Annotated in this window: 30 protein-coding genes, 1 tRNA gene and 1 other RNA gene; 10 read left to right on the forward strand and 22 right to left on the reverse strand. The window is 41.3% G+C overall.

Annotated features, from left to right (window positions below; all coding sequences use genetic code 11):
• From J7Q78_RS04530 to J7Q78_RS04540, 3 genes are all read left to right on the forward strand, one after another.
• A partial coding sequence (locus J7Q78_RS04530; protein WP_208421889.1) for a GDP-mannose 4,6-dehydratase occupies positions 1-398 on the forward strand: 398 nt, incomplete at its 5' end.
• A gap of 111 nt (positions 399-509) precedes the next feature.
• The gene (locus J7Q78_RS04535) at positions 510-875 is read left to right on the forward strand and encodes a DUF1304 domain-containing protein (RefSeq protein ID WP_208421890.1); all 366 of its coding nucleotides are present in this window, start codon (positions 510-512) and stop codon (positions 873-875) included.
• Between the two features lie 14 nt (positions 876-889).
• Positions 890-1,216, forward strand: coding sequence for a heavy metal-binding domain-containing protein (locus J7Q78_RS04540; RefSeq protein WP_154241669.1), 327 nt, complete (start codon positions 890-892; stop codon positions 1,214-1,216).
• Between the two features lie 297 nt (positions 1,217-1,513).
• On the opposite strand, the gene J7Q78_RS04545 is transcribed toward J7Q78_RS04540, so the two are convergent.
• The 6 genes from J7Q78_RS04545 to J7Q78_RS10080 all read right to left on the reverse strand — a co-directional run bounded on the left by J7Q78_RS04545 (position 1,514) and on the right by J7Q78_RS10080 (position 8,296).
• Positions 1,514-3,376: a WxL domain-containing protein gene (locus tag J7Q78_RS04545; RefSeq protein WP_208421891.1), complete on the reverse strand. Its 1,863-nt coding sequence runs from the start codon at positions 3,374-3,376 to the stop codon at positions 1,514-1,516.
• Position 3,377: 1 nt separating this feature from the next.
• Positions 3,378-3,761, reverse strand: coding sequence for a hypothetical protein (locus tag J7Q78_RS04550; protein WP_208421892.1), 384 nt, complete (start codon positions 3,759-3,761; stop codon positions 3,378-3,380).
• Complete coding sequence (locus tag J7Q78_RS04555) at positions 3,751-4,794, reverse strand: DUF916 and DUF3324 domain-containing protein (protein WP_208421893.1); 1,044 nt, start codon at positions 4,792-4,794, stop codon at positions 3,751-3,753. Before J7Q78_RS04555 ends, J7Q78_RS04550 begins: the two co-directional genes overlap by 11 nt.
• Positions 4,795-4,898: 104 nt before the next feature.
• Positions 4,899-5,510, reverse strand: a complete 612-nt coding sequence (locus J7Q78_RS04560) for a WxL domain-containing protein (RefSeq protein WP_208421894.1) — start codon at positions 5,508-5,510, stop codon at positions 4,899-4,901.
• A gap of 684 nt (positions 5,511-6,194) precedes the next feature.
• Positions 6,195-8,033 (reverse strand): translation elongation factor 4, encoded by a 1,839-nt coding sequence (gene lepA, locus J7Q78_RS04565; protein ID WP_208421895.1) that lies wholly within the window; start codon positions 8,031-8,033, stop codon positions 6,195-6,197.
• A 137-nt stretch (positions 8,034-8,170) separates the two neighbouring features.
• The gene (locus J7Q78_RS10080) at positions 8,171-8,296 is read right to left on the reverse strand and encodes a hypothetical protein (protein ID WP_268911915.1); all 126 of its coding nucleotides are present in this window, start codon (positions 8,294-8,296) and stop codon (positions 8,171-8,173) included.
• A gap of 142 nt (positions 8,297-8,438) precedes the next feature.
• Between J7Q78_RS10080 and J7Q78_RS04570 the strand changes: the two genes are divergently transcribed.
• Together J7Q78_RS04570 and J7Q78_RS04575 are read left to right on the forward strand one after the other, a co-directional pair.
• Entirely contained in the window at positions 8,439-8,747 is a 309-nt protein-coding gene (locus tag J7Q78_RS04570) for a hypothetical protein (protein ID WP_154241656.1), read from the forward strand.
• A 337-nt stretch (positions 8,748-9,084) separates the two neighbouring features.
• Positions 9,085-9,900: a TraX family protein gene (locus J7Q78_RS04575; RefSeq protein WP_208421896.1), complete on the forward strand. Its 816-nt coding sequence runs from the start codon at positions 9,085-9,087 to the stop codon at positions 9,898-9,900.
• A gap of 383 nt (positions 9,901-10,283) precedes the next feature.
• On the opposite strand, the gene ssrA is transcribed toward J7Q78_RS04575, so the two are convergent.
• The 13 genes from ssrA to J7Q78_RS04640 form a co-directional block, all read right to left on the reverse strand.
• Positions 10,284-10,653, reverse strand: a transfer-messenger RNA (tmRNA) gene (gene ssrA / locus J7Q78_RS04580).
• A gap of 53 nt (positions 10,654-10,706) precedes the next feature.
• Entirely contained in the window at positions 10,707-11,159 is a 453-nt protein-coding gene (locus J7Q78_RS04585) for a laaL (protein WP_208421897.1), read from the reverse strand.
• Between the two features lie 59 nt (positions 11,160-11,218).
• Positions 11,219-12,412, reverse strand: a complete 1,194-nt coding sequence (locus J7Q78_RS04590) for an acetate/propionate family kinase (RefSeq protein ID WP_208421898.1) — start codon at positions 12,410-12,412, stop codon at positions 11,219-11,221.
• Between the two features lie 21 nt (positions 12,413-12,433).
• On the reverse strand, positions 12,434-13,444 hold the full coding sequence (locus J7Q78_RS04595; protein ID WP_208421899.1) for a class I SAM-dependent methyltransferase: 1,011 nt from the start codon (positions 13,442-13,444) through the stop codon (positions 12,434-12,436).
• Positions 13,445-13,575: 131 nt separating this feature from the next.
• Complete coding sequence (locus J7Q78_RS04600; protein ID WP_208421900.1) at positions 13,576-13,893, reverse strand: hypothetical protein; 318 nt, start codon at positions 13,891-13,893, stop codon at positions 13,576-13,578.
• A complete protein-coding gene (locus J7Q78_RS04605; protein ID WP_208422051.1) occupies positions 13,871-14,374 on the reverse strand; it encodes a competence type IV pilus minor pilin ComGF in 504 nt (167 codons plus the stop codon). The genes J7Q78_RS04600 and J7Q78_RS04605 overlap by 23 nt, the downstream gene beginning before the upstream one ends.
• Positions 14,322-14,627: a hypothetical protein gene (locus tag J7Q78_RS04610; RefSeq protein WP_154242288.1), complete on the reverse strand. Its 306-nt coding sequence runs from the start codon at positions 14,625-14,627 to the stop codon at positions 14,322-14,324. Before J7Q78_RS04610 ends, J7Q78_RS04605 begins: the two co-directional genes overlap by 53 nt.
• A complete protein-coding gene (locus J7Q78_RS04615) occupies positions 14,614-15,057 on the reverse strand; it encodes a type II secretion system protein (RefSeq protein WP_173011544.1) in 444 nt (147 codons plus the stop codon). Before J7Q78_RS04615 ends, J7Q78_RS04610 begins: the two co-directional genes overlap by 14 nt.
• Entirely contained in the window at positions 15,038-15,346 is a 309-nt protein-coding gene (gene comGC / locus J7Q78_RS04620; protein ID WP_154242290.1) for a competence type IV pilus major pilin ComGC, read from the reverse strand. The genes J7Q78_RS04615 and comGC overlap by 20 nt, the downstream gene beginning before the upstream one ends.
• Positions 15,343-16,344, reverse strand: coding sequence for a type II secretion system F family protein (locus J7Q78_RS04625; protein WP_208421901.1), 1,002 nt, complete (start codon positions 16,342-16,344; stop codon positions 15,343-15,345). The genes comGC and J7Q78_RS04625 overlap by 4 nt, the downstream gene beginning before the upstream one ends.
• Complete coding sequence (comGA, locus tag J7Q78_RS04630) at positions 16,334-17,209, reverse strand: competence type IV pilus ATPase ComGA (RefSeq protein ID WP_208421902.1); 876 nt, start codon at positions 17,207-17,209, stop codon at positions 16,334-16,336. Before comGA ends, J7Q78_RS04625 begins: the two co-directional genes overlap by 11 nt.
• Before the next feature lie 103 nt (positions 17,210-17,312).
• A complete protein-coding gene (locus J7Q78_RS04635; RefSeq protein WP_154242293.1) occupies positions 17,313-18,044 on the reverse strand; it encodes a YebC/PmpR family DNA-binding transcriptional regulator in 732 nt (243 codons plus the stop codon).
• A gap of 89 nt (positions 18,045-18,133) precedes the next feature.
• Positions 18,134-18,634, reverse strand: coding sequence for a VanZ family protein (locus J7Q78_RS04640; protein ID WP_154242294.1), 501 nt, complete (start codon positions 18,632-18,634; stop codon positions 18,134-18,136).
• A 102-nt stretch (positions 18,635-18,736) separates the two neighbouring features.
• Between J7Q78_RS04640 and J7Q78_RS04645 the strand changes: the two genes are divergently transcribed.
• From J7Q78_RS04645 to J7Q78_RS04655, 3 genes are all read left to right on the forward strand, one after another.
• Positions 18,737-19,114, forward strand: a complete 378-nt coding sequence (locus tag J7Q78_RS04645; protein ID WP_154242295.1) for a hypothetical protein — start codon at positions 18,737-18,739, stop codon at positions 19,112-19,114.
• Positions 19,115-19,163: 49 nt separating this feature from the next.
• Positions 19,164-19,236 (forward strand) — tRNA-Ala (locus J7Q78_RS04650).
• 185 nt (positions 19,237-19,421) lie between these two features.
• Entirely contained in the window at positions 19,422-19,661 is a 240-nt protein-coding gene (locus tag J7Q78_RS04655) for a cytochrome b5 domain-containing protein (protein ID WP_154242296.1), read from the forward strand.
• Positions 19,662-19,747: 86 nt separating this feature from the next.
• Here the strand turns inward: J7Q78_RS04655 and J7Q78_RS04660 are convergent, their stop codons facing one another.
• Entirely contained in the window at positions 19,748-20,761 is a 1,014-nt protein-coding gene (locus J7Q78_RS04660; RefSeq protein ID WP_208421903.1) for a YeiH family protein, read from the reverse strand.
• A 108-nt stretch (positions 20,762-20,869) separates the two neighbouring features.
• Between J7Q78_RS04660 and J7Q78_RS04665 the strand changes: the two genes are divergently transcribed.
• Both J7Q78_RS04665 and J7Q78_RS04670 read left to right on the forward strand, forming a co-directional pair.
• Entirely contained in the window at positions 20,870-21,697 is an 828-nt protein-coding gene (locus J7Q78_RS04665) for a LysR family transcriptional regulator (RefSeq protein WP_154242298.1), read from the forward strand.
• A gap of 10 nt (positions 21,698-21,707) precedes the next feature.
• Positions 21,708-23,024, forward strand: a complete 1,317-nt coding sequence (locus tag J7Q78_RS04670) for an MATE family efflux transporter (RefSeq protein ID WP_208421904.1) — start codon at positions 21,708-21,710, stop codon at positions 23,022-23,024.
• Positions 23,025-23,078: 54 nt separating this feature from the next.
• Here the strand turns inward: J7Q78_RS04670 and J7Q78_RS04675 are convergent, their stop codons facing one another.
• Both J7Q78_RS04675 and J7Q78_RS04680 read right to left on the reverse strand, forming a co-directional pair.
• On the reverse strand, positions 23,079-23,876 hold the full coding sequence (locus tag J7Q78_RS04675) for an alpha/beta hydrolase (RefSeq protein ID WP_208421905.1): 798 nt from the start codon (positions 23,874-23,876) through the stop codon (positions 23,079-23,081).
• Between the two features lie 14 nt (positions 23,877-23,890).
• Positions 23,891-24,784 (reverse strand): RluA family pseudouridine synthase, encoded by an 894-nt coding sequence (locus J7Q78_RS04680; RefSeq protein ID WP_208421906.1) that lies wholly within the window; start codon positions 24,782-24,784, stop codon positions 23,891-23,893.
• Between the last annotated feature and the right edge of the window lie 8 nt (positions 24,785-24,792).

Genomic DNA, 24,792 nt, shown 5'->3' on the forward strand with positions numbered 1-24,792 from the left:
GAAAGCGCGATCAATTATCGATTTTTGGCGACGATTATGAGACCCCAGATGGCACCAACGTCCGTGATTATGTCCACGTTTTAGACTTAGCCGACGCCCATATTTTAGCACTCGGTTATCTTGAAGCCGGCCATGATAGTAACGCGTTTAACTTAGGGTCATCAACTGGGTTTTCAAACATGGAGATTGTTGAAGCGGCCCGCACCGTAACCGGCAAAGCAATCCCCGTTAAAATGGCGCCACGACGTGCTGGTGATCCAAGCACTTTGATTGCCGCCAGTGACAAAGCCCGTGCCGTGTTAGGGTGGACCCCACAATACGATAACATGGAAGCCATTATTGAAACCGCCTGGAATTGGCATTTAAATCATCCCAACGGTTATACAGACCGCGATTAATATGTATGCCCAAACACGCCAGTAATGCGCTGGCGTGTTTTTTATTGGCTAATTTGGACGCCCGCCATTGTTTTTGTTACAATGGAACCACTACTGAGGAGGCACTTACTTATGCAATTATTAATTCTTGTTTTAACTTATTTAATCGCCATTGAGCACATCGGTATCATGGGGCTGGAAATGTTTGCCAACGCTGAAACCAAGGCAAAAGCTTTTGATATGCCGTTGGAATTTGTGAAATTGCCAAATGCTCGGGTAGCACTTGCCAACCAAGGCATTTATAATGGGATGTTGGGGGCTGTAATTATTATGGTCAACCTGCTATTGGCCGGTCAAACCCTTAAAATAGTGCTCGCCTTATTGATGCTTTACGTCTTCATTGTTGCCCTTTATGGAACATTTACCGCAACCAAGAAAATTTTCTTTTTACAAGGTTTGCCAGCTTTAATCACATTATTATTAATCCTATTCAGCTAAAAGGAGCTTTAGTCATGACAAATCCAATTCTTATCACTACGACCGAAACCATTCCCGGCAAACATTATGAAGTGCTTGGTGAAGTATTCGGTCTAACCACTCAATCCAAGAACGTCTTCAAAAACATTGGCGCATCATTGAAAAATGTCGTCGGTGGCGAAATCAAAGCCTACACTGAAATGATGACTGAATCACGCGACGTCGCTATCGACCGACTCCGCCAAAATGCCCTTAAAATGGGGGCCGATGCGGTTGTCATGATGCGCTTTGATTCCGGTTCAATTGGAACAGATATGCAATCAGTTGCCGCGTATGGCACAGCTGTTAAATATATCGATTAACTAAAAAGTCCTTTAAGTTAAACTAGTCGCTAGTAAGTTAGCGGATAAAATTTAAAATATTTATAAAGAGCTTTATCCTAATATTCACGGGATAAAGCCTTTTTAGATTAAACAATTATGCTTCTTCAGAAATACTAAACTCCGAATATCTTGTTCTCGAGCAAAAGTTGATCATGGTATTTTAAATCCCCTCAATTCTTCAATAGACATTAATTTTTTCTTTACCTAGGCATATCAAAAACCCTTGATGTTCATCAAGGGTTGCTAATAAAGTCGACAATTGACTACTTATATTTTTTACGCCACCGGTATTTCAGGTTGCATACTATTAAGGGTCCACGTAATATCACTTGCGAAAGTCTCGCCAGCTTCAAGTTGAAGCGCTGGATTAGCATTCATTAATAGTGCACCCGTGACTTGCCAAGTATTTGAAGCTTTAGCCGATGCAATCACTATTTCACTATTGTTATCAGTTAATCCTAGATTAGTAGCGCCTGGTAGCCCGTTGATATTAACAGTTGTTATACTTAATTGATTTCCCTTTTTGGACGCCATTTTGGTCATTTTAGCGGTTAATTTCCAACCAGAATCAACCCTCGTATCAGTAACTTTTACCGTATCACTGGTTTCGTATAGTTTATCTTGTGGACTTGTACCCACGTAAACATCTTTAGCCAAGACGTTCCCAAAATTGAAATTAGGTACCTGGTCCAACGATAACTTGCCTAATGCAGGCTGTATTTGTAATTCAGCCTTATTAGAAACGACAACGACTTTTTCTGCTTTCTTACTTGAATCCTCTTCAGAATCAACACTCGTCGTTAGTGTCAGCTGCGCTTGATAACTCTTACCACTAGCAGTCGCATCTGCAGCCTGCTTCATGAAATCACTATTCTTAGCAAACGTTAACGGTTGCACCGTATTTAAATCAGCCAAATTATTAATATCACCGCTACTGTTAGTCACACCACTATTGGCTGGTAATGCTATGGTCTTGCCGGTACTGTCCATAAATTGCCAAGCATAATGCCAGGCACTCGTTGAGCCAGTTGCTTTGACTAAATCGCTTAAACCACCGACAGACCAGCTACCACCGACGTCTACCGCCTGATTATAGGCAGGTAATCCACCGACATAAACGGTTTTATTCGCAAATAGTCGCCCAGCACCAACATGGAAGTGCGCAGGAATTCCTGGGATATTCGGATTTTGATTAACTTGATTAACATAATAAGAATCTGGTACATATTTTTTATCGCTATTAACTTCACCATTGCCAGCCATTAGAGAGGTTTTTCGCCCATTGTTTGGTGTAAATTTCAATAGATCGTTTGAACTAGTCGGTTCCCAGTCAACATCATCAGTTGAATCCACTGGATCTATAATAGCTTTAACCCCATAATCGACATCCGAATAGATGACTTTCGGCGTGCCATCCGCATTATCCGTATCGGCATTAATGGTCTTCGCCGGTTTAGGTTCAGGAGTAATCCCCACCTTCGCTAAATCAGAATAAAACGTCTTCCTAAAAGGAATAATTCCATCTGTAAAACTAAATTGATAATAGTATGTCCCGACACCTAAATCACCTTTACTATTTAGCGCGTAGTCTTCAACATCCAAAAAGCCCAAAGAGCCCATGATTAAAGACCAGCCCGTTTTTGCTTTAGTTTGTCTTTTGTCCTCTACCCAGTTATTTTGGCTGGCATCCCAATGCCAACGGCGAACGGTAATGTTTTTTCCTAAGCCATTACCTAGGTTCGTTAGAATACTCATCCCCGAAAATTTAGCCTTATCAATATCTTGGAGTGCAAAATAATCTTCTTCTTGCGGCTGTCTACTGAAACCTCTTCTAAAAATTGTTAACAAGAAACTCCAACCATTTTTTGAAGGTTTATCCGCATTACTAGGTGTGCCAATTGGTTCAGCACTCTTAGTATCTATCGCTTTTTGCTTAACAATCGGATCCGTACTAGTTGAATTAATTACTTTTGCTTGTGATTGCTCCGTTACAATCGAACTACTAGATTCAGTTGATACCTGATTACTCGTTCTTGAAGACATCAATTCAGCCGCTTTAACTTGAACAGACCGATTCATCAGATGACTACCTAGTAGCACAATAGCTAAACTGCCATAGATTAAATGTCTAATTTGCATCCTATATCGCCTCCTTTTTTACGTGTTGTTGGCGACGCCAGACGATTGCTAATAGCATTAATACACTACCTAATAAACTTAAAAATGAGCTCTTTAAGACATCTGTCTGTGGTAACCGACCGGTACTCGTATTCTGCCCACTAGCTGTATAATGGATTTCTTGACCATTTTTAGGGATATCCGGTTGTGCAACACCATCTTCGCTGTTGTGACTGTTTGGTGCCGTTGGTCTTGCTTGGTCAATATGCACCGTAAAACTAATGGTACTTTGATTTTCAGGAATCCAGGTAGCCCGTGTTGGCTGGACTGTTATGTCTAACATCATGACCATTAATGCCACTATTAAAACCAAACCCGTTTTAGATCTTAATAAGCTATGCATCATGTCTCCCTACACCCCTTTTTCGACCAATTAGATAAGCCATTAAAGCAATCATTAAAATCCCAATCATTCCGATAGAACCCCACAACCACCAATTAAGCCCCGCTTTTTCTGGATTAATTAATGTCTGATTGACTTGTGCACGTGCTTGATCATCAACTGTAAAATTACGCTTTAAATTGAAGGTCTTCTTACCCGAAACCATTTTTACATGGTAGGTATATTGTCCCTTGGGTAAGATTTGGTTATTGGTATCAATTGCGTATTTAAAAGTTGACCACGGCGCCATTGATAGTTTTGCCGCACGCTTTTCATATAATTTTTTGGTTTGGTTTTTGCGCGTAACCCACGCATTTAGCTTAATCTGCCCAAACATGGTCGGTGCGCTATTAGCAATACGCCCAACGACTTGCGGCACGCCACTAGTGGCTTCCACCTTCGCCATTGTTAAAGATAGCTTCGGCGTCAGCTTCTGGTCGAAATCCTGGGTCATAACGACCGGAATTGTCATCGCAAAGCGATTATTAATCCCAAACCCTTTTTTAGACACTTCATTGTTCGAAGTTCGTTTAACATAGATACTGCCTAAAACGGTCCCTTTAAATCCTTTGTCTGGTACCTTAATCATAAAAGTGACTTTTTTTAAAGCACCTGGGGCTAAACTAAAACTTTGCTGATCGGCCCCTTTTTTGACTAAATCAGGTAATAACGGGGCTTTTGTTTTGACCATTTTTTGGTGAGTTGGCGTGTAATCGATATGCCCACTGTTCGAAGTTGAAGCAGCCACAAGTTGTGCATTAAAATCGTTCGCTTTTTCCATATTCAGATTTTGGACGTTCACCGTTAGCGGATATGTTTGGCCGTTTTCGGCTTTAATTGAAAAATACCCCAGACTAGCATCCGTTTGGCCCCCACCGTATTCAGGGGTCACTGTAAATTCAGCCCCCTCAGCGTGGACGGCTTGCGTAAAATGGCTGAACGCTATGAGGAAAGCCATTAAACAAAACAGCACAATTAAAACTTTCTTTTTCAACAACCTTGGTCGCCTCCTATAAAAATAAGGGGTGAGCAAATCACTTTGCCTGCCCCTTATTGAATCACTACATTCGTATACTTTAGTGCGCTTTAAATTCTAGACAATTAAGCTTCTGGTGCAACCGGTGTTGTTGATGATAAATTCCAGTTGATTGTGGTTGAAAAAGCTTCATCCTTGGCCAAAGTAGCCGTTGGGTTAGCAGCCATTGTCAACTTACTATCAGCTGCAGCTAACTTAAATGTATCTACCCCGTGGTCACCGTTACCTTTAACAACTTCAACAGCACTGGCATCATCTTTAATAGCGGTTGATAAATCCTCACCTAAAGAACCAGTAGAAGCTAAATTCAATGTTGAACCACTTAATTGGTTATCACCATCGGCAAATTGATCCATGGCAGCTGTTAATGACCAGTCAGATTTACCCAAACGGGTATCAGACACTTCTAAAGTCCCATTAGCTTGTGCTGGTTTGTCACTAAAACCAGCATAAATATCACTAGCTTCAATTGTGCCAAAACTAAAACTTGGTACTGATTTTAAGACCAATGTCCCGTTTTCAGGATCAGTTGGATTATCTGGATCTTTAGCAACAACCGTAAAATCTGCTTTTGATGTTTGTGGTGTCACTGAATCAGCTGATACCGCACCAATGGTTAGTGCCATTGGTGCTATCAATGCCGTTAATGTTAATATTGAAAATAATTTTGCCTTCATAAAATAATTCCTCCATAAGTTAATAATTGATTACGGTTAATATCATAGCACGCAATTTAATGCGCCAAAACTAAAAAAGAGATACCAAGTGGTATCTTCTTTCTAGTTTTTGTGGTTCATAATTAATCTGATTAACTTAAAACTAACAATCTATTTACCAAAATTTTGGTATCCCAATCAACTCCAAGCCATATTGATTGTTGCCCTTTTAAACCTGAATATTGTTTTTTAAAATCAACTGTTTTAAAGTTACCAATGTATTAGGCGTAAGATCCCATTTTAACCGGTAACTGGATTATTTCCATCATTGTCTCCAAAATACATTATAAGTCGTGGTCATTATAATATGTCTTGTTTTATGTCCTTTTACTCAACTACTATCTATTCTCGAAATACCACTTTTTTGATATACTTATTTCATAAGATCAACCGTCAAAAGGAGCCCTTTTATGTCAACTGTGCAACACCTATTTCTATCATTTATTGTCGTCTTTTCCGCAATCGCGGTTCTTATTTCTTCTGTAATGAGCCTAGTTGCTTTTTATAAGGACCGTCCGATGCTCAAAAAATTGGCCAGGGTGGTCTTTTGGATTAGTTTTGTAATAATGCTTATCTTCTTAAAAATTATCGATGCTTATAAATAGTAAAAAAGTCCTGATTACATTAGTAATCAGGACTTTTTTGTTATTTACCTTTTTTATCGTCTTCATTCATCTTCAAAATGGACATGAAGGCTTCTTGTGGGACTTCCACTGAACCAACGGATTTCATTCGTTTTTTGCCGGCTTTTTGTTTTTCTAATAATTTGCGTTTCCGGGTAATATCCCCTCCATAACACTTGGCAAGTACGTTTTTCCGGTAGGCCTTAACTGTTGAGCGAGCAATCACTTTATTGCCAATAGCCGCTTGGATCGGCACTTCAAATTGTTGACGCGGAATAGTCTCTTTTAACTTGCTAACAATCGCTTTGCCCCGTTCAAAGGCAAAATCACGGTGCACAATGAAGCTCAAGGCATCGACGGATTCGCCGTTCAATAAAATATCCATCTTCACAAGATCACTTGGTCGATAACCTGTTACTTCATAATCGAATGAGGCGTAGCCCTTCGTATTTGATTTCAAGTCATCAAAGAAATCAAAAATGATTTCAGATAATGGCATATTATAGATAACATTAACCCGATAAGTATCTAAATAATCCATGGTAACGAACTCGCCCCGCTTGCGTTGCGCCAATTCCATGACGGCCCCAACGTAATCGTTGGGAACCATGATAGAGGCTTTAACATACGGTTCTTTAACCTCGGAAATATTTGATGTTTCTGGCATTTCTGATGGGTTATCAATTACAACTTCAGTTCCATCGGTTAAATCAACATGATAATCTACTGATGGTGCGGTCATGATTAAATCAAGGTTGAATTCCCGTTCTAACCGTTCTTGAACCACATCCATGTGTAACAGCCCTAAGAAACCACATCGGAACCCAAAACCCAACGCTTGTGAAGATTCAGGCTCAAATTCTAAGGCTGCATCGTTTAATTGTAATTTTTCCAAGGCTTCGCGTAAGTCATTAAACTTCGCGTTATCCACGGGATACATCCCAGAATAAACCATTGGTTGAATGTGTCGGTACCCATCAAGGGCTTTTGCTGCTGGATTGTCAGCAAGTGTCACAGTATCCCCAACACGCGTATCTTGAATCGTCTTGATGCTGGCCGTAATGTACCCCACATCGCCAACCATTAAGAAGTCTCGTTTAACAGCTTTAGGCGACATCACACCGACTTCAGTGACTTCGAATTCTTTCCCATTATTCATTAAACGAATCTTATCGCCAACTTTAACCATTCCGTCAAAGACACGTACATTTAACACAACACCGCGATAACTATCGTAGATTGAATCGAAAATGAGCGCCTTCAATGGGGCCTTTAAATCACCAGTTGGGGCTGGCACGTCGGTTACCAGTTTTTCTAAGATTTCTTCAATGCCAATCCCGCTCTTAGCGCTGGCCAGAACGGCTTCTGAAGCATCCAAACCAATCATTTCTTCAATCTCTGCTTTAACAACGTCTGGTTGTGCTGATGGTAAATCAATTTTATTAATGACCGGTATAATTTCTAGGTCATCGTCGACCGCTAGATAAACATTAGCCAACGTTTGTGCTTCAACGCCTTGGGCCGCATCAACCACTAATAAGGCCCCTTCACAAGCTGCCAAACTTCGCGACACTTCATATGAAAAATCGACATGGCCTGGCGTATCAATTAAATGGAAAATATAAGTTTCTCCATCTTTAGCACGGTAGTGTAACTCCACCGCGTTTAACTTGATGGTAATCCCTCGTTCACGTTCTAATTCCATATCGTCTAAGACTTGCGCTTGCATATCGCGTTTGGCAATAGTATCCGTCATCTCAAGAATCCGATCAGCTAATGTTGATTTTCCATGATCAATATGCGCGATGATCGAAAAATTACGAATGTGTTTTTGCCGGTCTAACATTTCTGCGTAATCCATTAATTGTACCTACTTCCTCTGACTATCCTCTAAATTATACCAAGCCTGCCCCGTAAAAGCGAACGCATTTAACGGCTTTCCAATAAAAAAAGCCAAAACCAAATGCATGATTTTGACTGTTTCTTTATGATTAAGTCCTATTTTTTGGCCGCCTTTTGTCCCTTTTTTATTTTACCCTTATGGATTGTCACTTCACTGACAACCTTTTTAACCGTTCCTTCAATGACACTTTTCAGACTATCTAACCGTTCTTCATTTGCCATATCAATGCCTTCCCTTCTTTTTTATTCAACTTCATTCTACTTTTTAACTGCAATAGATGTCAAAAGGTTCGCCTTAAATGCTATAATTAAGGTAAGCAACAAAATAGGCTGTTGCTTAATTAACTAATTGGAGTTGACCCATATGCAATTTATCATGACTTTTTCAAATAACGAGACCGTTACTTTTGCGGAAACCGATTTGCTACACGCTTGGAAGAATGATACCACGTATTTAAACGTTGGTGATGATCAAGCCTTTTACCTAGACGAAATTTTCAATGGTAGCTACCAAGATGCCATTGCAACTTCTAGCGAACAACAACTCGCTAAAGAACGTCCAATTCTCGCATTAGCAGGTCTATTCGCTGATGCAGATTGGTTAACTTTCGAAACCAATCCTGATAAATACTATCAAACAAAAGCAATCGTTTCACTCACAACCAAAGATTAACTCTCAAAAGCCTAGATTACCTAGGCTTTTTTTATTACTTTCACATGATGCTCGGTACCCAAAGCACCATGCTTCGTTACTTTGGCGGTTATAATGCTCGATTGATGTTTAAAGTGCACTGCTTTTATTACTCTATTTTATCCGGAAACAAGCAGCCTTTAGTCCAGTAGGTCTAATAACTGATCATGGTGATTGATAAGCCAAATTACTCAATAGGCCTAAAAGCCACGCTAAGATCACTTTTATCGTCTAACAAAATTGTCACTATCCATTTAAAGCTTAATAATAAGCACCAAATATGCGATAATATCGTTAATTAAATTTTAGGGGGGCTATCATGCAAACTAAAGCGTATCAAGTTTTAAATAACTTCGAGATCAAATTAATTGGGATTATCCTCATGTTTATTGATCACGTGCACCAAATGTTCGCCGCTGCCGGGGTTCCTGGCTGGGTTGATTGGTTCGGACGGCCAGTTGCCACGATTTTCTTCTTTATGGCAGTTGAAGGATTCACGCATACTCGAAATCAAAAACGTTACATGTGCCGATTACTCATTGGCTTTTGGGTTATGAACTTGGGAAGCCGTATTGTCCAGCAATTCTTCGAAGTCGGTAACCTCGCACTGTCAAACAATATTTTCACCGATTTATTCATTGCCGTTTTAGCAATGTATGGGATTCAAGAAATTAGTGCCGGCCGCCGCGCACACCATCCCAAACAAATCCTGATTGGTGGACTAGCAATTGTCGTTCCCATCCTCGTATCAATATTGGTGCTTGGTCTAATTGCTAACCCTAAGACAGTGATGCTGTCTGCCAATCTCGCAATGGTTATCCCAAACATTATGCTTGCGGAAAATGGTCTTCTCCTCTACATCGGCGTATTTTTTTATCTTTTCCGAAACAACCGACTCTTACAATGTCTAACAGTCCTTGTTTTCGCATTCATTAGCGCTGGGGTCACCTCCGGCTTTGCCTTCACTGGCCTCTTCACTAGCAATACGCAATGGATGATGATCTTCGCGATTATCCCGATTCTCTTGTACAACGGCCAAAAAGGCCCTAGCATGAAGTATTTCTTCTACTTGTTCTACCCAATTCACATTTGGTTATTATTCATTCTTGCTTCATTAATGGGCGTTGGGGCTTAAATCATTAGCTTGATATGCAAGCTAAAAACGATAAATAACTTGTTTAACTATGACTAATGTCTTTGATAGAAATTTCGATGGGCCGTAATATCGCCGTCTTCATCGTTGGGATTGTAATTTTATCCGTTAAAATTCGCTGTCTCTACGATCCAGACCGTTCAGACTGATAGGTGCTCATTGAATTCAAACCGCTTATTGGAACAACCTAGTTCTATATCCGCATGCTCTTGCCAACCAAAACCAACCGTTGGGTATAAGCAATTAATATAACAGCCACAGGGGTGGCTGTTATTTTTTTACAAACAAAAAAAGGCGATTAACACCGTTACGGTAGTGTTAATCGCCTTTTGTTAAGCCGCTAATGCTGCTTAACACCTTGTTTTTTATGGAGCCGGCGGGGGTTGAACCCGCGTCCATGCGCATTGCCACGTCAATCTCTACACTCATAGTCGAACAATTTAGGCCTTCGCTAGTCCAAAACGCCGTCCGACAAAAGCTCGGATGAACTAGCTAGTTTGCAAATCTCCTTTAAACACCTCAAACGGCAGTATTTAACGTAACCCAATTAATTTGAGACCCGGATCTAACCCTTGGGTGAAGTCAGGCGGATCACGCTATGCTGGTGTTTAGGCAGCTACAGCGTAAGAATTGTTATTGTTTGCAGTTATAATTAACTGTAACGTTGTTAACGTAGACGTAACCTACGAAGTGCAATTCACGCTCACCTACACATGTCGAATCCGTAACGGCCCCGATATGCAAATACTAGTTTAGCATATCAGCCAGTAATATGAAAGACTTTAACCTTATTTAACCACTAAGCGTTTCTTAGGGAACCGCTCTTTTAAAAAGGCTTGTAATTTTTCAACCGTCGTTTTAAAGCGTAACTTGGCAATCCGAATTTCACCAACATAAAAATGAACTTCAACGAAATCATCTTGTGTTAATAATTCAATCTTAGAAATCGCCGCAAATTGCCGAATCGTATTTAAGTTTGCAATCAAACTTGTTTTCGTCAAACCACGGGGCCAAAAAGCAATCACAATTAGGATTACAACCGAGCCAAGACCGGTAATTTGGTCGCTAAGGGTTCTCCCCATTGCTAACGTTAAACCCAGTAATAGGATTCCGACGCAACATAGAAAAATCGTCCACAAGCGATTCCGTTTTGCGCGCCAAACCATTTTTGTTTCAACGATTAGCCAGATAACGAACAAAGCAATGGCCAATAAGCCATAAAATAATGTAAAACCTGTCATATTCCTATCCCCTCCACTAAAAAATGACCAGCCAATCGCTGGTCATTTTAACTGATGCTTTAGACGTGGCCAATCTCAACAACGTCTCTTGCAATCATTACTTCTTCATTAGTTGGTACTAGTAACACTTTAACGCGTGAATCGTCAGCACTGATAACGCGTTCTTGCGCCATTACATTATTGCGTTCTGGATCAACTTTAACGCCAAAGAAACTTAAGCGATCGGCAATGCGTTGACGCATTAAAATATCGCCTTCACCCATCCCAGCTGTAATCACTAAGACATCAAGGCCACCCATAATCGCAACGTATGACCCAACGTACTTAATCAGCCGGTTAACAAAGATATCAATTGCCAATTGTGATTCAGGACGTTCTTCACGCGTCTTTTCAAGATCACGCATGTCAGGCGATAAACCAGAAATCCCATAAATACCTGATTTAGTATTCAAAATATCGATCATTTCGGCTGGATCTTGAATGGCTAGTTTTTCCATTAAAAATGCAACCAGTGAAGGATCGATATCCCCTGAACGCGTACTCATTGTCACCCCTGCAAGCGGCGTGAAGCCCATTGATGTATCCAATGATTTACCCTCTTTAATGGCAGTTACTGAGACACCACTCCCAAGATGCATGGTGATCATTTTTAATGCTTCCAATGGTTTGCCTAACATTTCAGCAGCACGATGGGAAACGTAACGATGACTCGTCCCATGAGCACCGTACTTCCGGGCGCCATACTTGCGATAATATTCAAGCGGTAAACTATAAAGATAATTTTCTTTAGGCATCGTTGTATGGAACGATGTATCAAAAACAGCAACCTGCGGTACATCTGGTAGAATCTTCCGAAAAGCACGGATAACACCGGCTTCAGCAGGATTGTGTAATGGTGCATACTCTGCCAATTCTTCAATCCGTTTTAATGACGCTTCATTAATTAATGCGGATGACTTGAAATCTTCACCACCGGCAACGACGCGATGGCCAATCCCACTAATTTCACTATATTCATTGATAATTTTAAATTCAATTAACTTCTTCAATAACAAATCAACCGCAACATCTTGCGTCTTAATATCCTGGGTCATTGAGAACTTTTGCCCATCCCCGTATTTAACGGTAAAGACTGAATCAGATAATCCTAAACGATCAACCATCCCTTGGGCAACAACTTGTTCTTCAGGCATGATAAATAACTTCCATTTAAGGGTAGAACTACCAGCGTTAATTGCTAATACTTTTGACATCTAATCACCTTTTCTATTCGATTATTGTAAATTATCTTTATGCCAAGTCCGGATCTTCTGTAGATACGTTGCAAACGCTTTTTGATCGTTAGAATTTGGAAACTCACCTAATAAAATCGGGTCTGCTTGTTTGGCACCAGCACCTTGTTTTTGAAGGATTAAAATCGCTTTTTGGCCTTCTTTAGTCTTAAACAAGTTGGCTGGTAAACTCAACAAGCCTTGCAAATAGACATGTTTTGTCACCCATTTAATCAGTTGTTTAGCTTCATCCGTTTCTAAAATAACATTCGGTACTAAGAAAAAGCCATAGCCACCTTCTTTAACATAGTGCATCGTTTGTTCAATCAACAAATGATGGGCATATGAATGACCACTAGCTGCATGGGTTTCAAAATCAGCGGCCCGTTCATCTAATGGATAAAAACCAATCGGCAAATCGGCGACGGCAATATCAACGGGTTTAACCAATAGTGGTTCGATTGCATCCTGATGGAAAAAAGTTGTTGTATGCTTCTGCAATTCACTACTGATACCCGCAATTTCCAATAAACTATCGTCATTATCAATCCCAAAACCTTGCACGGTATTCCCTGTTAATTTTTGGATATGATTGATTACGGTTGCCAGTAAGTTCCCCGTTCCGACAACTGGGTCTAAAACCGTCTTGATTTGGTCAGCACCACCGAACACCTCTGCCAAATATGCTACAAGATAGCCAATCGCATCCGGTGTCATTTGCTTGTTCGGTTCCACTTTCACTTGGCGCAAGCCTTTAAGGGTTGCCAACTGCACCGCTTGGCGAATTTCTTCTGCATCAAATTGATTGAGATTAACCGTCGCATAAAGCGCTTCTAATTGTGCAACAGTATCAGCATCTGGTAAACCATCTGCAACTTTTACACGACCACCATCTGCAATATTCGCAATCGTCTCAGTGAGTGCATCTAAATAGGTCGTTTCTAAATTCTTTTCAATTAATTGAGTTGTTTGATCGAATTGATCAAACAACGTTTCTACAGCACTCTTAGGCAAAATAGCCACCTCTATTCATTGGATTCCTGTTATATTCTATCGGTATTCTAACGGCAAAGCAAGTAATACAGGTGGGTACACTTAGAATTATAAATCATAGTAAGCGCTTTATCAAATAGAAAATTTTAACGCTAATCTGTTTCATTCTGAGCTGGAAACTGTTTTCGATAGCCATTGTTTAACTCAATGATGATTAACTTATGTTGTTGATCAATACGACTCTTCCCCATATTAGTCTTTATACCTTGAATTGACGCGGTTTGTCGCGCCTTATTTGTTAATTTAAGAATGATTTGGGTCTGGTAATAGTTGGTCAAACTGGTATAACTTTGTTGTTGCTGTTGATAGCTATGCGTCACAATTAATAGCGTACTTGTCACTAAGCTTAACATCAACACTGCATTCAAAAGTGCGACTGCAGAGCGTTTAATCGGTATGTTTTGTATCATGTTGCGCCTCCAAAAAGCATTCATGTTGATACACGGTCCCATCACTTAAACGTACTTCCAGTTCTAAAAAAGGGTTGTGATACACCATTTTTACCCGCGAGACCCCTTCTAGTAAAGGCATATACCCATTTTCCGTACTCGAGACAACCAGTTCTTTTTTAGCTTTCGTTAAGGTATACCGCCGTTTTGAATCTTTGGCGATGATTAGTTGTTGCTCATAACCTACATATTCGATTGAAACAAATTGGGCGCCCTCCAAGAAACGATCAAGCTCAATCATACTAATGTGCCAGTTAATATTTTGGCGTTCCGTTTGTGTTAATTGCGTTGTATGCGTTAATGTTCTGACGGTCGCCAATCCTAATTGACTGCTCAAAACCAAAATAACGAGTGCTACAACCATTTCGATAAGCGTAAATCCGGAGTGTTTAGTAGCAATGCCATTGAAGTGCAACTCGTTCACCCGCTTTATTTGTGACATAAATAGCCTGTTTTTGGGTGACGACCTGGTATGTTTCCCGTTGTAGCTGCCATTGTGCTCGCGGCGGTTGCTTATTTACCAAGCGATTAACAGCCATTGCCATTACCGCATATTCTGCAGTCACACACCGGCGTTGAACCTGATGTGCTTTAAACTGGTGCAGGCTTATCGTTAAGGTCAAGCCACCCATTAAAAGGAGACTTAACGCGACAATTTGTTCTACTAATAAAAACGCCGGTCTACTTCTTAACATGTAACATCCCCCACATCATCTGGACCCGGTATTCATAGCGGCGCCCATCAATTTTAGACCGACAAATTAATGACTGCGGTCTGGCAGCTGAGTCATGATTAAACTGGATCCTAAACCAAGTTTCAGGATCGACACACGTCAATGTTTCTGGAATCGGGATAGCCATGCTTGAATATTGTGGATCGGCACTTGTGTAATGTAACGTATGATTGGCTTGGTCCCAAGATAGGTGGACATTATGCGGCTCAACAGCGACATATTCGCGAGTCGCATGCCATGATGCTTCAAATTGTTCAAAAAATAACCGCTCCGCCTGCCGTGCGCGATAATCACGAAGATGTTGTAATGCAAATAAACTGACTACCCCAACAATGAACAAAACAACACAACTCTCAATTAAAGTGAATGCCTTATTTTGAATTTTGAACAACTTTATTATCCTTAATTGTTATACCGCGTTTTTCAGCTTGTTTAACTTGATTGTCGCTTAAATATTTTTCGCCTGATGCTAAATCAGCTAAGCTTGAAACTGTTTTTCCATCATCCCTAGCTAATTCGACTTGTGTCTGAATCGTTGCCACCAAGGCCGTATCCGTTTTTTTCTCAGCTGCCTCTTTCTGGCGCATTAAATTAGGCGCAATCAACAGGACTAACATTGATATGACAGCTAAGACAACTACCATTTCAATCAACGTAAATGCCTTTCTTTTTTTCTTCATGATATCCCCTCCATTGTGTGATATAACGGTAATAAAATACTGAGATAAGTACAAATAATGATGACCCCAATCAGGATAAATAAGAGTGGTTGTAGCCAATTGACCTTCTGTTGCAGTTGGCGTTGCAAGTCATCGTATTTAATAGCAGCCAACAGATCGACCTCTTTGGCCATCTGTTGTAACGAACTTCCTTTAGCCAGAACTAAACGCAATTCAGACGGGTAAAAAGTGGTATCTGCTAAATGATCCAATAGCGTGCCGCCCTTTTTAATTCCGGCTTCTAGTCGCTGCATTAGTTGCACGAGCCATGATGTTTGCGCTAATTGTTGAGTGAGCTGGTGCATTTCGGCTAAGTTTAACCCATTTGCTAAGCAAGTCGCCAAATCAAATAAAAGACAATATTGATAGTACGTCTGTAATGACTTACCCAAAAAAGGCCATTTAAACGCCGCGGTGAGCCGCTTTAATAATGGTTGCCGATGCCAACAAATGAAATATCCACTAAGTAACATCCCAATAACAATCACTGATACGCCCATGATTCTTAAAAAGAATTGTAATGGCGAAATGGTCGTCGTTGTCGGAGTAAACTGTGCGATTTCTGGGAAAAGATAGATCTGCATCATCCCAATCAAGAACCCCAGAAAAAGGATCAGAAAACAAGGGTAAGCAATCACCCCGATTAATTCCTTGCGGCGCTTTTGTTGGATCCGTTGTAATTGCCCTAGATGCCATAGACAATCGTCCAAATGCCCCTGTAACTCTGTTAATTCAATTTGGGCAACAAGGTGTGGTGGAAACGAAACGGCCGCCAAACTCGGTGCTAAGCGTTCACCTGCTTCTAAACTAGTTCGAAGCTGATTTAACCACTGCTTTTGGGATGGAAAAACAATTGGCATAAAGCTCAGCGCTTGTTGTAAAGAAAAACCATTTTGCAATAACCGGCCTAACAACAACATGAATTCGGTATTAAATTGGGTAGTTGTTTTAGCCTTCATGTGCAATCTCCTCTAACTGCTGACCCGTAGCCAACTCATAATGTGCCGCCACTTTTGAGCCTTTAACCACTAGTGATTGATAAGCAACGCCAGCTAGGCAAGCTGTTAATTGTACGTGACTAATCCCAAGATCCAATAACCGATCAAGTACGCCACTTGTACTCCGTGCATGAATCGTACTTAATACTAAATGCCCACTTAACGCCGCTGAAACCGCATGTTGGGCCGTCTCTAAATCGCGAATCTCACCAATAATTAAGGTATCTGGTCGCAAGCGGAGACTAATTTTTAATAATGCAGCATAGGTTAATCCTGCGGCTTCATTTACTTGTAACTGTAAAAAAGCCGGTTGTTGAATCTCTATCGGATCTTCAATCGCAACCACCATTTTGTCTTGCATGACTTGTTCTGCCAAATAGTACAAACTAGTTGTTTTTCCCGAACCAGTTGGCCCAGCAAATAATAATAAACCCGATTGCGCAATCAGTTGCATCAAACGCGTTAAAATCTGCGGATCATCACAGTGGTAAGTCTGCCCAATTGGATAAATAAATCGGACGACTAAGCTTTCCCGATTTAAAAAATCACCCACAGTTGCCAACCGCAAATAAACCAATTCACCAGCTACAGACAATGATGAGCGACCAGTCTGCGGTCGTCTTGTTTCACTGATGTCCATCCCTGCCTGGTACTTCAATTGATTAAGCCACTGGTTACCTTGAGACTGAGAAATTGTCTGCACCGTTTGGATCCCCGTTGCTAACCGCTTAACAATCTTCCATCCCGTTGTTAGTGGTTGAAAATAGAGATCCTGTGCTCTTTCTTGCGCACACGCTTGTAAAAGTGCCGTTAATGTTTCAGTCATCTCGTGCCTCCTTCCTGACTAACCAAAGATACGCAAATAACTGAATATTTTTTTGCACAAAAAAAGTGCGTTGCAATAACTTGCAACGCACTTATCAAACAAATTAATCTTCTTCTGGTAGTTCGCCAGCGGTATAAACTTCTTGAATATCGTCATTGTCTTCCAAAGCATCAATTAAACGTTTGAATTGATCGACTTTTTCAGGATCAACTGGTGTTGTATTTTGGGGAATCATCGTTAATTCAGCATTTGCCAATGTGTATTTCTTTTCAAGAATATCACGGACATTTGCTAATTCCTTAGGATCTGTGTAAATTTCAAACACATCATCTTCTGTTTGTAAATCATCCGCGCCAGCTTCTAAAATGTCTTCAAACATTTGGTCTTCATCAACATCTAAGCCGTCACGTGCGATCGCAATATACCCACGACGGTCGAACATGTAAGCAACTGAACCAGAAGCCCCCATTGTCCCGCCATTACGCGTAAATGCAACCCGAACGTCTGAACTAGTCCGGTTCTTATTATCAGTTAAAGCATGGACTAAAACGGCAACGCCACCTGGTGCATAACCTTCATAAGTAATTTCATCGTAGTTCGCGGCATCACCGCCATCAGCCTTATCAATTGCCCGTTTGATATTATCTTTAGGCATGTTAGCTGAACGGGCTTTATCCATAATTAAACGTAATGCGGCGTTAGAACTTGGGTCAGGACCGCCACTTCTCGCAGCCATGAAAAGCTCACGGGATAGTTTTTGGAAAATCTTGCCGCGTTTTGCATCTTGTGCGTTTTTACGACCCTGAATATTATGCCATTTTGAATGTCCTGACATATCTAACTCCTCTTTTCGATTATAGAATTCTGGTACTAAGTCGTTTTCTATGATAGCAAATTACCCTGCTAAAAGCAATGGTAGTCGGGCTATCGTCTCTTTTTTTGTGTCAAAATCCACCGCAGTGCGCAAACTATCACAATCCCCGTTAATGCACCGACACTGTCCAGCATCACATCTTGAAAAAGCGGTGTTCGATCGCCCGTCAACATTTGGTGAAATTCGTCCGTTGCCGCATACCCGGTGGCTGCTAGCCAACTAAAGATTACCGCTAAAAAACTCCCGGTTATGCGTGGCCGCAGCCCTAAATAACTAAAAGCCGCCAATAAAAAATATGTGCCAAAATGGGCGCCTTTACGGACGAAGAATTCCACAAATTTGAAGTATCCAGATGCACTGACACTCTGTTCACTACCTGCATAATGGAACGAAAATTGACTTAACCAAGCCTTAAGTGGTTCATTTTTAAGAAATCGTTCCAACGTGGGCACTGATGTTTGTTCATGATACGTCATTGAAGAACTGTAAAATAAAATCGCCATCATGACCAAGGCCCCCACTAAGAACCAATCACTTTTACGTTTAAACATTGCTGACCTCCGCAAAACTAGTATTTCTCTATTATACCAAAGCCCACGGTTGTGACGAATATTATTATTCGCTATACTACTTTAAAGAAAGAAGGAATTTGCATGTCTGATCAAGAACGTTTTTACCAACCACAAAATGCTAAAGACGCAATGCGTTTTGTTCAAAAACTATTCAATCAATATAACCAAGCGCCACTTTCCGAAGAACTGATTGCCTATCACCAAAAGTTATTGGCTTATCTCACCAACGATGTCACGGCCGAAGTCCAAAAACAAGCAAAGCCTGATCAAGCCGCAAAACTAACTGGGATGATTGAAACTATGCAAAATTGGTTGAAAATCCGCCTCAGTGGTCAACCATACGCAGGGAAAATGCAACACTTTAAATTCGTTCCTGATAGCCAACAAGCTCACTTCAAAACCCGCACGATTAAAGGCGGCAAAAAAGCAAACAATCTCCGAACATCTGCTCGTCACTAATTCATCTTGCTATTTTAGCTAAAAGTGTTAAAATATTCTCGTAAGCATTGGGCCCGTAGCTCAGTTGGGAGAGCGCCTGCTTCGCATGTAGGAGGTCGCCAGTTCGAATCTGGTCGGGTCCATTAGTGATTAAAGCAAGCCACTCTGTAATCGAGTGGCTTTTTTCGTATAGTTGTTTAATTAACCTTTTCTAGTTGTCCATTCCAAGGCTAACGGATTTTGATGTGCACAACTTAATCGTTGCCAACTTCTTCATCGAGCGCTATATTATTGGTGACCCATTCACAATTCGAAGGAGATTTTAATTATGACAGAAAAGGTCTTTACAAAAGAAACACTTGCGCAATATAACGGTCAAAATGGCCAACCCGCATACGTTGCTGTTGATGGTATCGTTTATGATCTTTCAGCAATTGCGCCTTGGCAAGGTGGCAAACATTTTAAAGGTCTCACAGCCGGACGGGATTTAAGCGAATTTTTTGCTAAGTCCCATCACACACCAGCCACTTTAAAACAAGCCGTTCAAGTCGGCACTTACCAAGCTTAAGCGCCAAAAAAACTGCCATCAATCAATTGATGGCAGTTTTTTTAATCAGTACCTGTTTTTAGAAAAATCTCAACTGCTAACACACTCTAGAATAGTAATGTGATTAAGACAAGCGCGAGGACGACTTGTATTGTGACTAATCCTCCAGCGTATGCTAATAGACGTTTACCTTGGTTGAAGAGCGCTTTTAAGTTCAAGCGTAATCCGATAGCTGCTAATGCCGTTGTTTCACACCAGGTGCTCAAGAAGTGACACAGTGCCCCAAATTGGCTTGGAAAAACCCGTAAGCTATTCAAGACGCAAAATAACAAGAAACCAATCACATACCATGGTACTAGACTACTCTTCTTCGCTAATAATTGTTTGCTTAGTTTTGAATCACCGACTTTACTTTGTTTCTTTTGATGTAAGTAACCAAAACCACTGACAACCAAAACCAGGCAAATAATCCGCAAAATTTTGAACAGGGTGGCTGTGACAACCGTTCCTTGGTTAATCATCGTCGCACTAGCAACCACTTGACCAACCGATTGCACTGTGCCACCAATTAAGACGCCACGGAGTGCATCATTATGCCCCCACAGCAACGTTCCAATCACAGGCAAGAGTAACATCAGGATGGTTCCCATTAAGTTCACCAACGTAATCGCAATTCCAGTCTCTTCGTTATCAGCATCAATGACCGGCGCAATCGCCCCAATTGCACTTGAACCACAGACGGCGTTACCACCAGCCATCAATAAATAGGTCCCTTCGCTAAATTGCAAGCGCCGGCCGAACCAGATGGCAAAGCCAATCGTCCCCCCCATTTGTAACATGGTAAACAGCACACCATGCCAGCCGATTTGTTGAATACTTTGAAAGGTAATTGTCGCACCCAGTAACATCACGGAATATTCCAACAGCTTTTTCTCGGAAAACTGAGTTCCGGCTGCTAATCCTGGTTGTTGCAACCCAGTATTGCCAAGTACGATACCGATAAAGAGCGCGATCGTTGCGCCACCTAACATTGGTAACCATAATTTAGCGCTGTAGTAACTGGCAATCGCAATCGCTAACGATACTGCAAAACCCGGTATTTTTTTTATGATAGTGTCCATTGCTTTACTCCTTCTCACTTATTATCTTAAACTATACCGAAACTCTTTCAATTAATAAAATAAATCTTTATAATAGTTGTTATTAAGATAACGAATAGAAGTGATGAGATGTTTAAAATTTTAACAACCTTTAAAACCGTTTATGAAACCAAAAATTTTACGACGGCTGCGCAACTGCTTTTTCTATCACAGCCGACCGTTTCTGTTCAAATTAAACAGTTGGAAGAGTCATTGGGCGTCACATTATTTGAACGCAATGGGCGCCAGCAGATGACGCCAACTAAAAGCGCTGACCTTTTTTATCAACAGGCACAGCAACTCCTTGATTTATGGGCGCAAGACTTGCATGCACTCCAGCATCAAGACGGTCAGCCAAAAACGCCCTGTCGCATCGGTGCCTCGCATACCACCGCAACAGCCTTACTTCCACCCCTGCTTAAAGCCCATCGGCCAGTCCTTGAAACACTTGCCTTGGATATCAGAACCCTCAATTCATCGCAGATTGTCCAAGACTTGACGCAACATAAGCTAGACTTTGGCTTCATTGAAAAACCGTTAACCGAGAAAGATTTAATTCGGACACCACTACAGACTGATCAACTGGTCCTGGCAGGGAACCCCAATGAACCATGGTTGCTCCGTGAACAAGGTTCTGGCGTTTATCATTACACCATGAATTACGTTAAAGAAAATAACTTACCACTCGAAAATGTAATGACCGTTAGAAGCAACGCGCTGATTATCCAACTATTAAGACAAGGTATCGGTCAATCCCTTGTTTCAAGTGCGGCATTGCTTGATTACCCGGAGATTTCCTATCGACCGTTGTCCCAACAATATCAACGCCAATTCTACCTTGTTGCCCGGAAGAATTTGCCGGAACCAATCCAATCATTTATATCGTTATTAATGGCAACCCGATTACCAATTGAATAGGAGTGTTATTTTGGAAAACTCACCACATATTAAAAAAGAATTAGCGGGCTACATTATCCGTGATGTCTTCAGCTCATTAGGCTTATCGATCTATATTTTAGCGGACACGTATTTTATCGCATATGCAGTTGGCCCAATTGGCTTGGCTGCTTTGAATATCGACTTGCCCATTTTTAACTTATTTAACGGCTTAGGCTTGATGCTAGGAATTGGCGGTGCCACGATTTTCTCGATTAATAAGAGTAAACATCCCGAGAAGAGTCGCTTGATTTTCACTCAAGTGCTTTCCTTCGGCATTTTATTAGGCCTGATTATTATGGCACTAGGATTGATTTTTATCCATCCACTACTCCACTTACTCGGTACCAATCAAGAAACACTCGCCCCAAGCTTAGTCTATTTACGCATCATCCTAATCGGTAGCCCTTTATTTATTATCAATAACTTGGTCTTAAGTTTCGTTCGTAACGATAGTAATCCCCATCTGACAATGGTTGCGACACTTTCACAAAGCTTATTTGTTATTATCTTCGATTACCTCTTAATGTTTCCACTGCACATGGGCATGATGGGCGCGGCGATGGCCACGATTTTCTCACCACTTATCAGTCTCATTATTCTGACGCAACACCGTCATCACCCACAACGATTACTGACTCTGCAGCACTTAACGTTGCGTTTTAAACCAACGTTCAAAGCAATTCAACTCGGTTTTCCATCCTTTTTAACTGAAATGAGTACTGGCGTTAGCATTTTCGTCTTCAATATTGTTATTCTCCATCTCAGTAATAACTACGCGGTCGCTGCTTACGGGATTATCGCCAACATCTTGTTAGTTGGTTTATCCTTATTTAATGGGGTCGCCGTCGGGGTTCAGCCCATCGTTAGTCGCGAATTTGGGAAACATCATTTTGATAATGTTAAAACCAGTCTCAAAATTGGCTTGCTTGCTGCCCTTGGCATCGCGCTTGGTTTATATCTCGTTTTAATTGGTCTTAAACTACCAATCATCGAAATTTTTAACCACGAGCACAATCAGCAATTGATTCACTATGCGTCAGCTGGGATTCCATTAATCTTCATTAGTTTCTTTTTCTCAAGCATGAACATCGTCAATAACTTATTTATAACTGCCATTGCACAACCCCGATTATCCTTTTTCGTTGCAATCATGCGGGGCTATGTTCTACTGATTGCAAGTGTCTTGGTTCTTGCTGGAATTTTCGGATTAACCGGTGTTTGGTTAAGTGTCCCACTAACAGAAGTGTTAATCTTCATCATGGGTATGCTTATCACGCGCAGTCTCTTGAAAACAATTGATCAATAACCGCCAAAAAAAGGTGTCGCTCAGCAATTCTGCTAGGCGACACCTTTTTATTAGCTAAAACATGAGTTGTTGAATCAGTGAAATAACGGTCGGATTGTCCGGTAATTGAGTGTGGGCTGCTTGGCGCTGACTGACCGAAATGGTCATATACTCAGCAACTTGCTTTTGAAAAATGAGACGGCCAGCTGCCACACTCGCCGCTGGGACAATGCCATCGTTCTCATCGTTAATGGTACCGCCGACTGAATAGACAACTAGTGCGTTTGGCAAAGCTTGGCGTCGACTCTTCAAATCAGCTAACATCGGTGTTTCTTGATTGATGTGCTCTGACATGCCATTATATGGCGTCCCTAGCGTTAGTAATCGCGTAATCTTCGGCCCACTTCCGCTACGTTCAGCATACCGGGTTAATACAAGGCCCCCATTAGAATAACCAACCCCACCAAAGTGCGTAAAGTGGTATTGCTTAGCCAATTTACCTACGGCCAATTTAAACCAGTTTGATTGTTTAAAGACATTCTGGTCCCCATCAGCATTATTTTCAAACGCGATCACAATCACCGGGTGGTGTGCTTTTGGGTCAAAGTGGCCAGTAGTTTTCAAGTGGCCATCTTTTAATACCGTTACTTTTAAAACATGGCGCGTGGCTTGGCGCTTGAGTCTAGCGAAGGTTCCGTTAAATCCTTCAACAGTCCCATCACTACCGGGGACAAAAATAACAGGCTGGTTCGCGGTTGCCAAAGTTGGCCGGATAATCGCTGGCCCTGCTGCTTGGCGAGTTACTATATGGCCGATAATCCCGCCAATGCCTAAACACAAGATACAAATTAATAACCATTGCCATTTTTTCATTTGTCATTTTCCTTTCAATCAATTGATGATTGTGCTGTAGGTAGAATCGCTTGAATATCGGCCGGAATCGGCGCTGCAATTGTGATCTGCTGGTGACTGAATGGATCTTGAAATTGTAGACGATACGCATGCAATGCTTGTCGCGTTATCCCCAGATTAAGCGGTCCATCATAGAGTTGATCGCCTACTAACGGATGACCGAGTGCGCTGAAATGGACGCGAATCTGATGGGTGCGTCCGGTGTGAAGCTGGACTTTAACTGCCGTCAACTGATCGGTTGCTCCCAAGCGCCAGTAATGGGTCCAAGCCGATTGACCATCGGCTAATACTGCGCGGCGTGGTTGATGATCAATTTGTCCAATCGGTTCACGAATATCCCCCGACTGTGGTAAACCCGTTCCTGAAACGACTGCTAAATAAAATTTTTGTAGTTGATGCTGTTCAATCTGCGGTTGCAATAGACTTTGTGCAACCTGATGTTTACCGACTAAAACAATCCCACTTGTATCAAAATCTAAACGCGTAATGATATGCGGGACTAAATCCGTTACCCCTTGGTCTTGCCAGTAACCCTTGATACGATTCAATAAAGTATCCGTTTGATTAGTGGGTCCTGGAATTGTTGCCAGACCGGCTGGTTTGTTAATTGCTAACCAATAATCATCTTCGTAACAAATAGTAATCGGCGCATGACTAATCGCCACCGCGGCATCCGCCGGTTCAGCTGGTAACTGCACTGTAACCACATCACCGCGTTGCACCCAATCACTAGGCGCACACTTTTGCCCGTTCACTAAAATTGGTTGTCCTACTGCCTTAATTTTGGCATATAATCGTTGACTGATGCCACTTGCAAGCAAAAATTGTTTAACAGATTGTGTTTGATTAACGTGCCATTTAATTTCCATGATTCATT

This window comes from Latilactobacillus fragifolii, assembly GCF_905332535.1.
GTDB lineage: Bacteria > Bacillota > Bacilli > Lactobacillales > Lactobacillaceae > Latilactobacillus > Latilactobacillus fragifolii.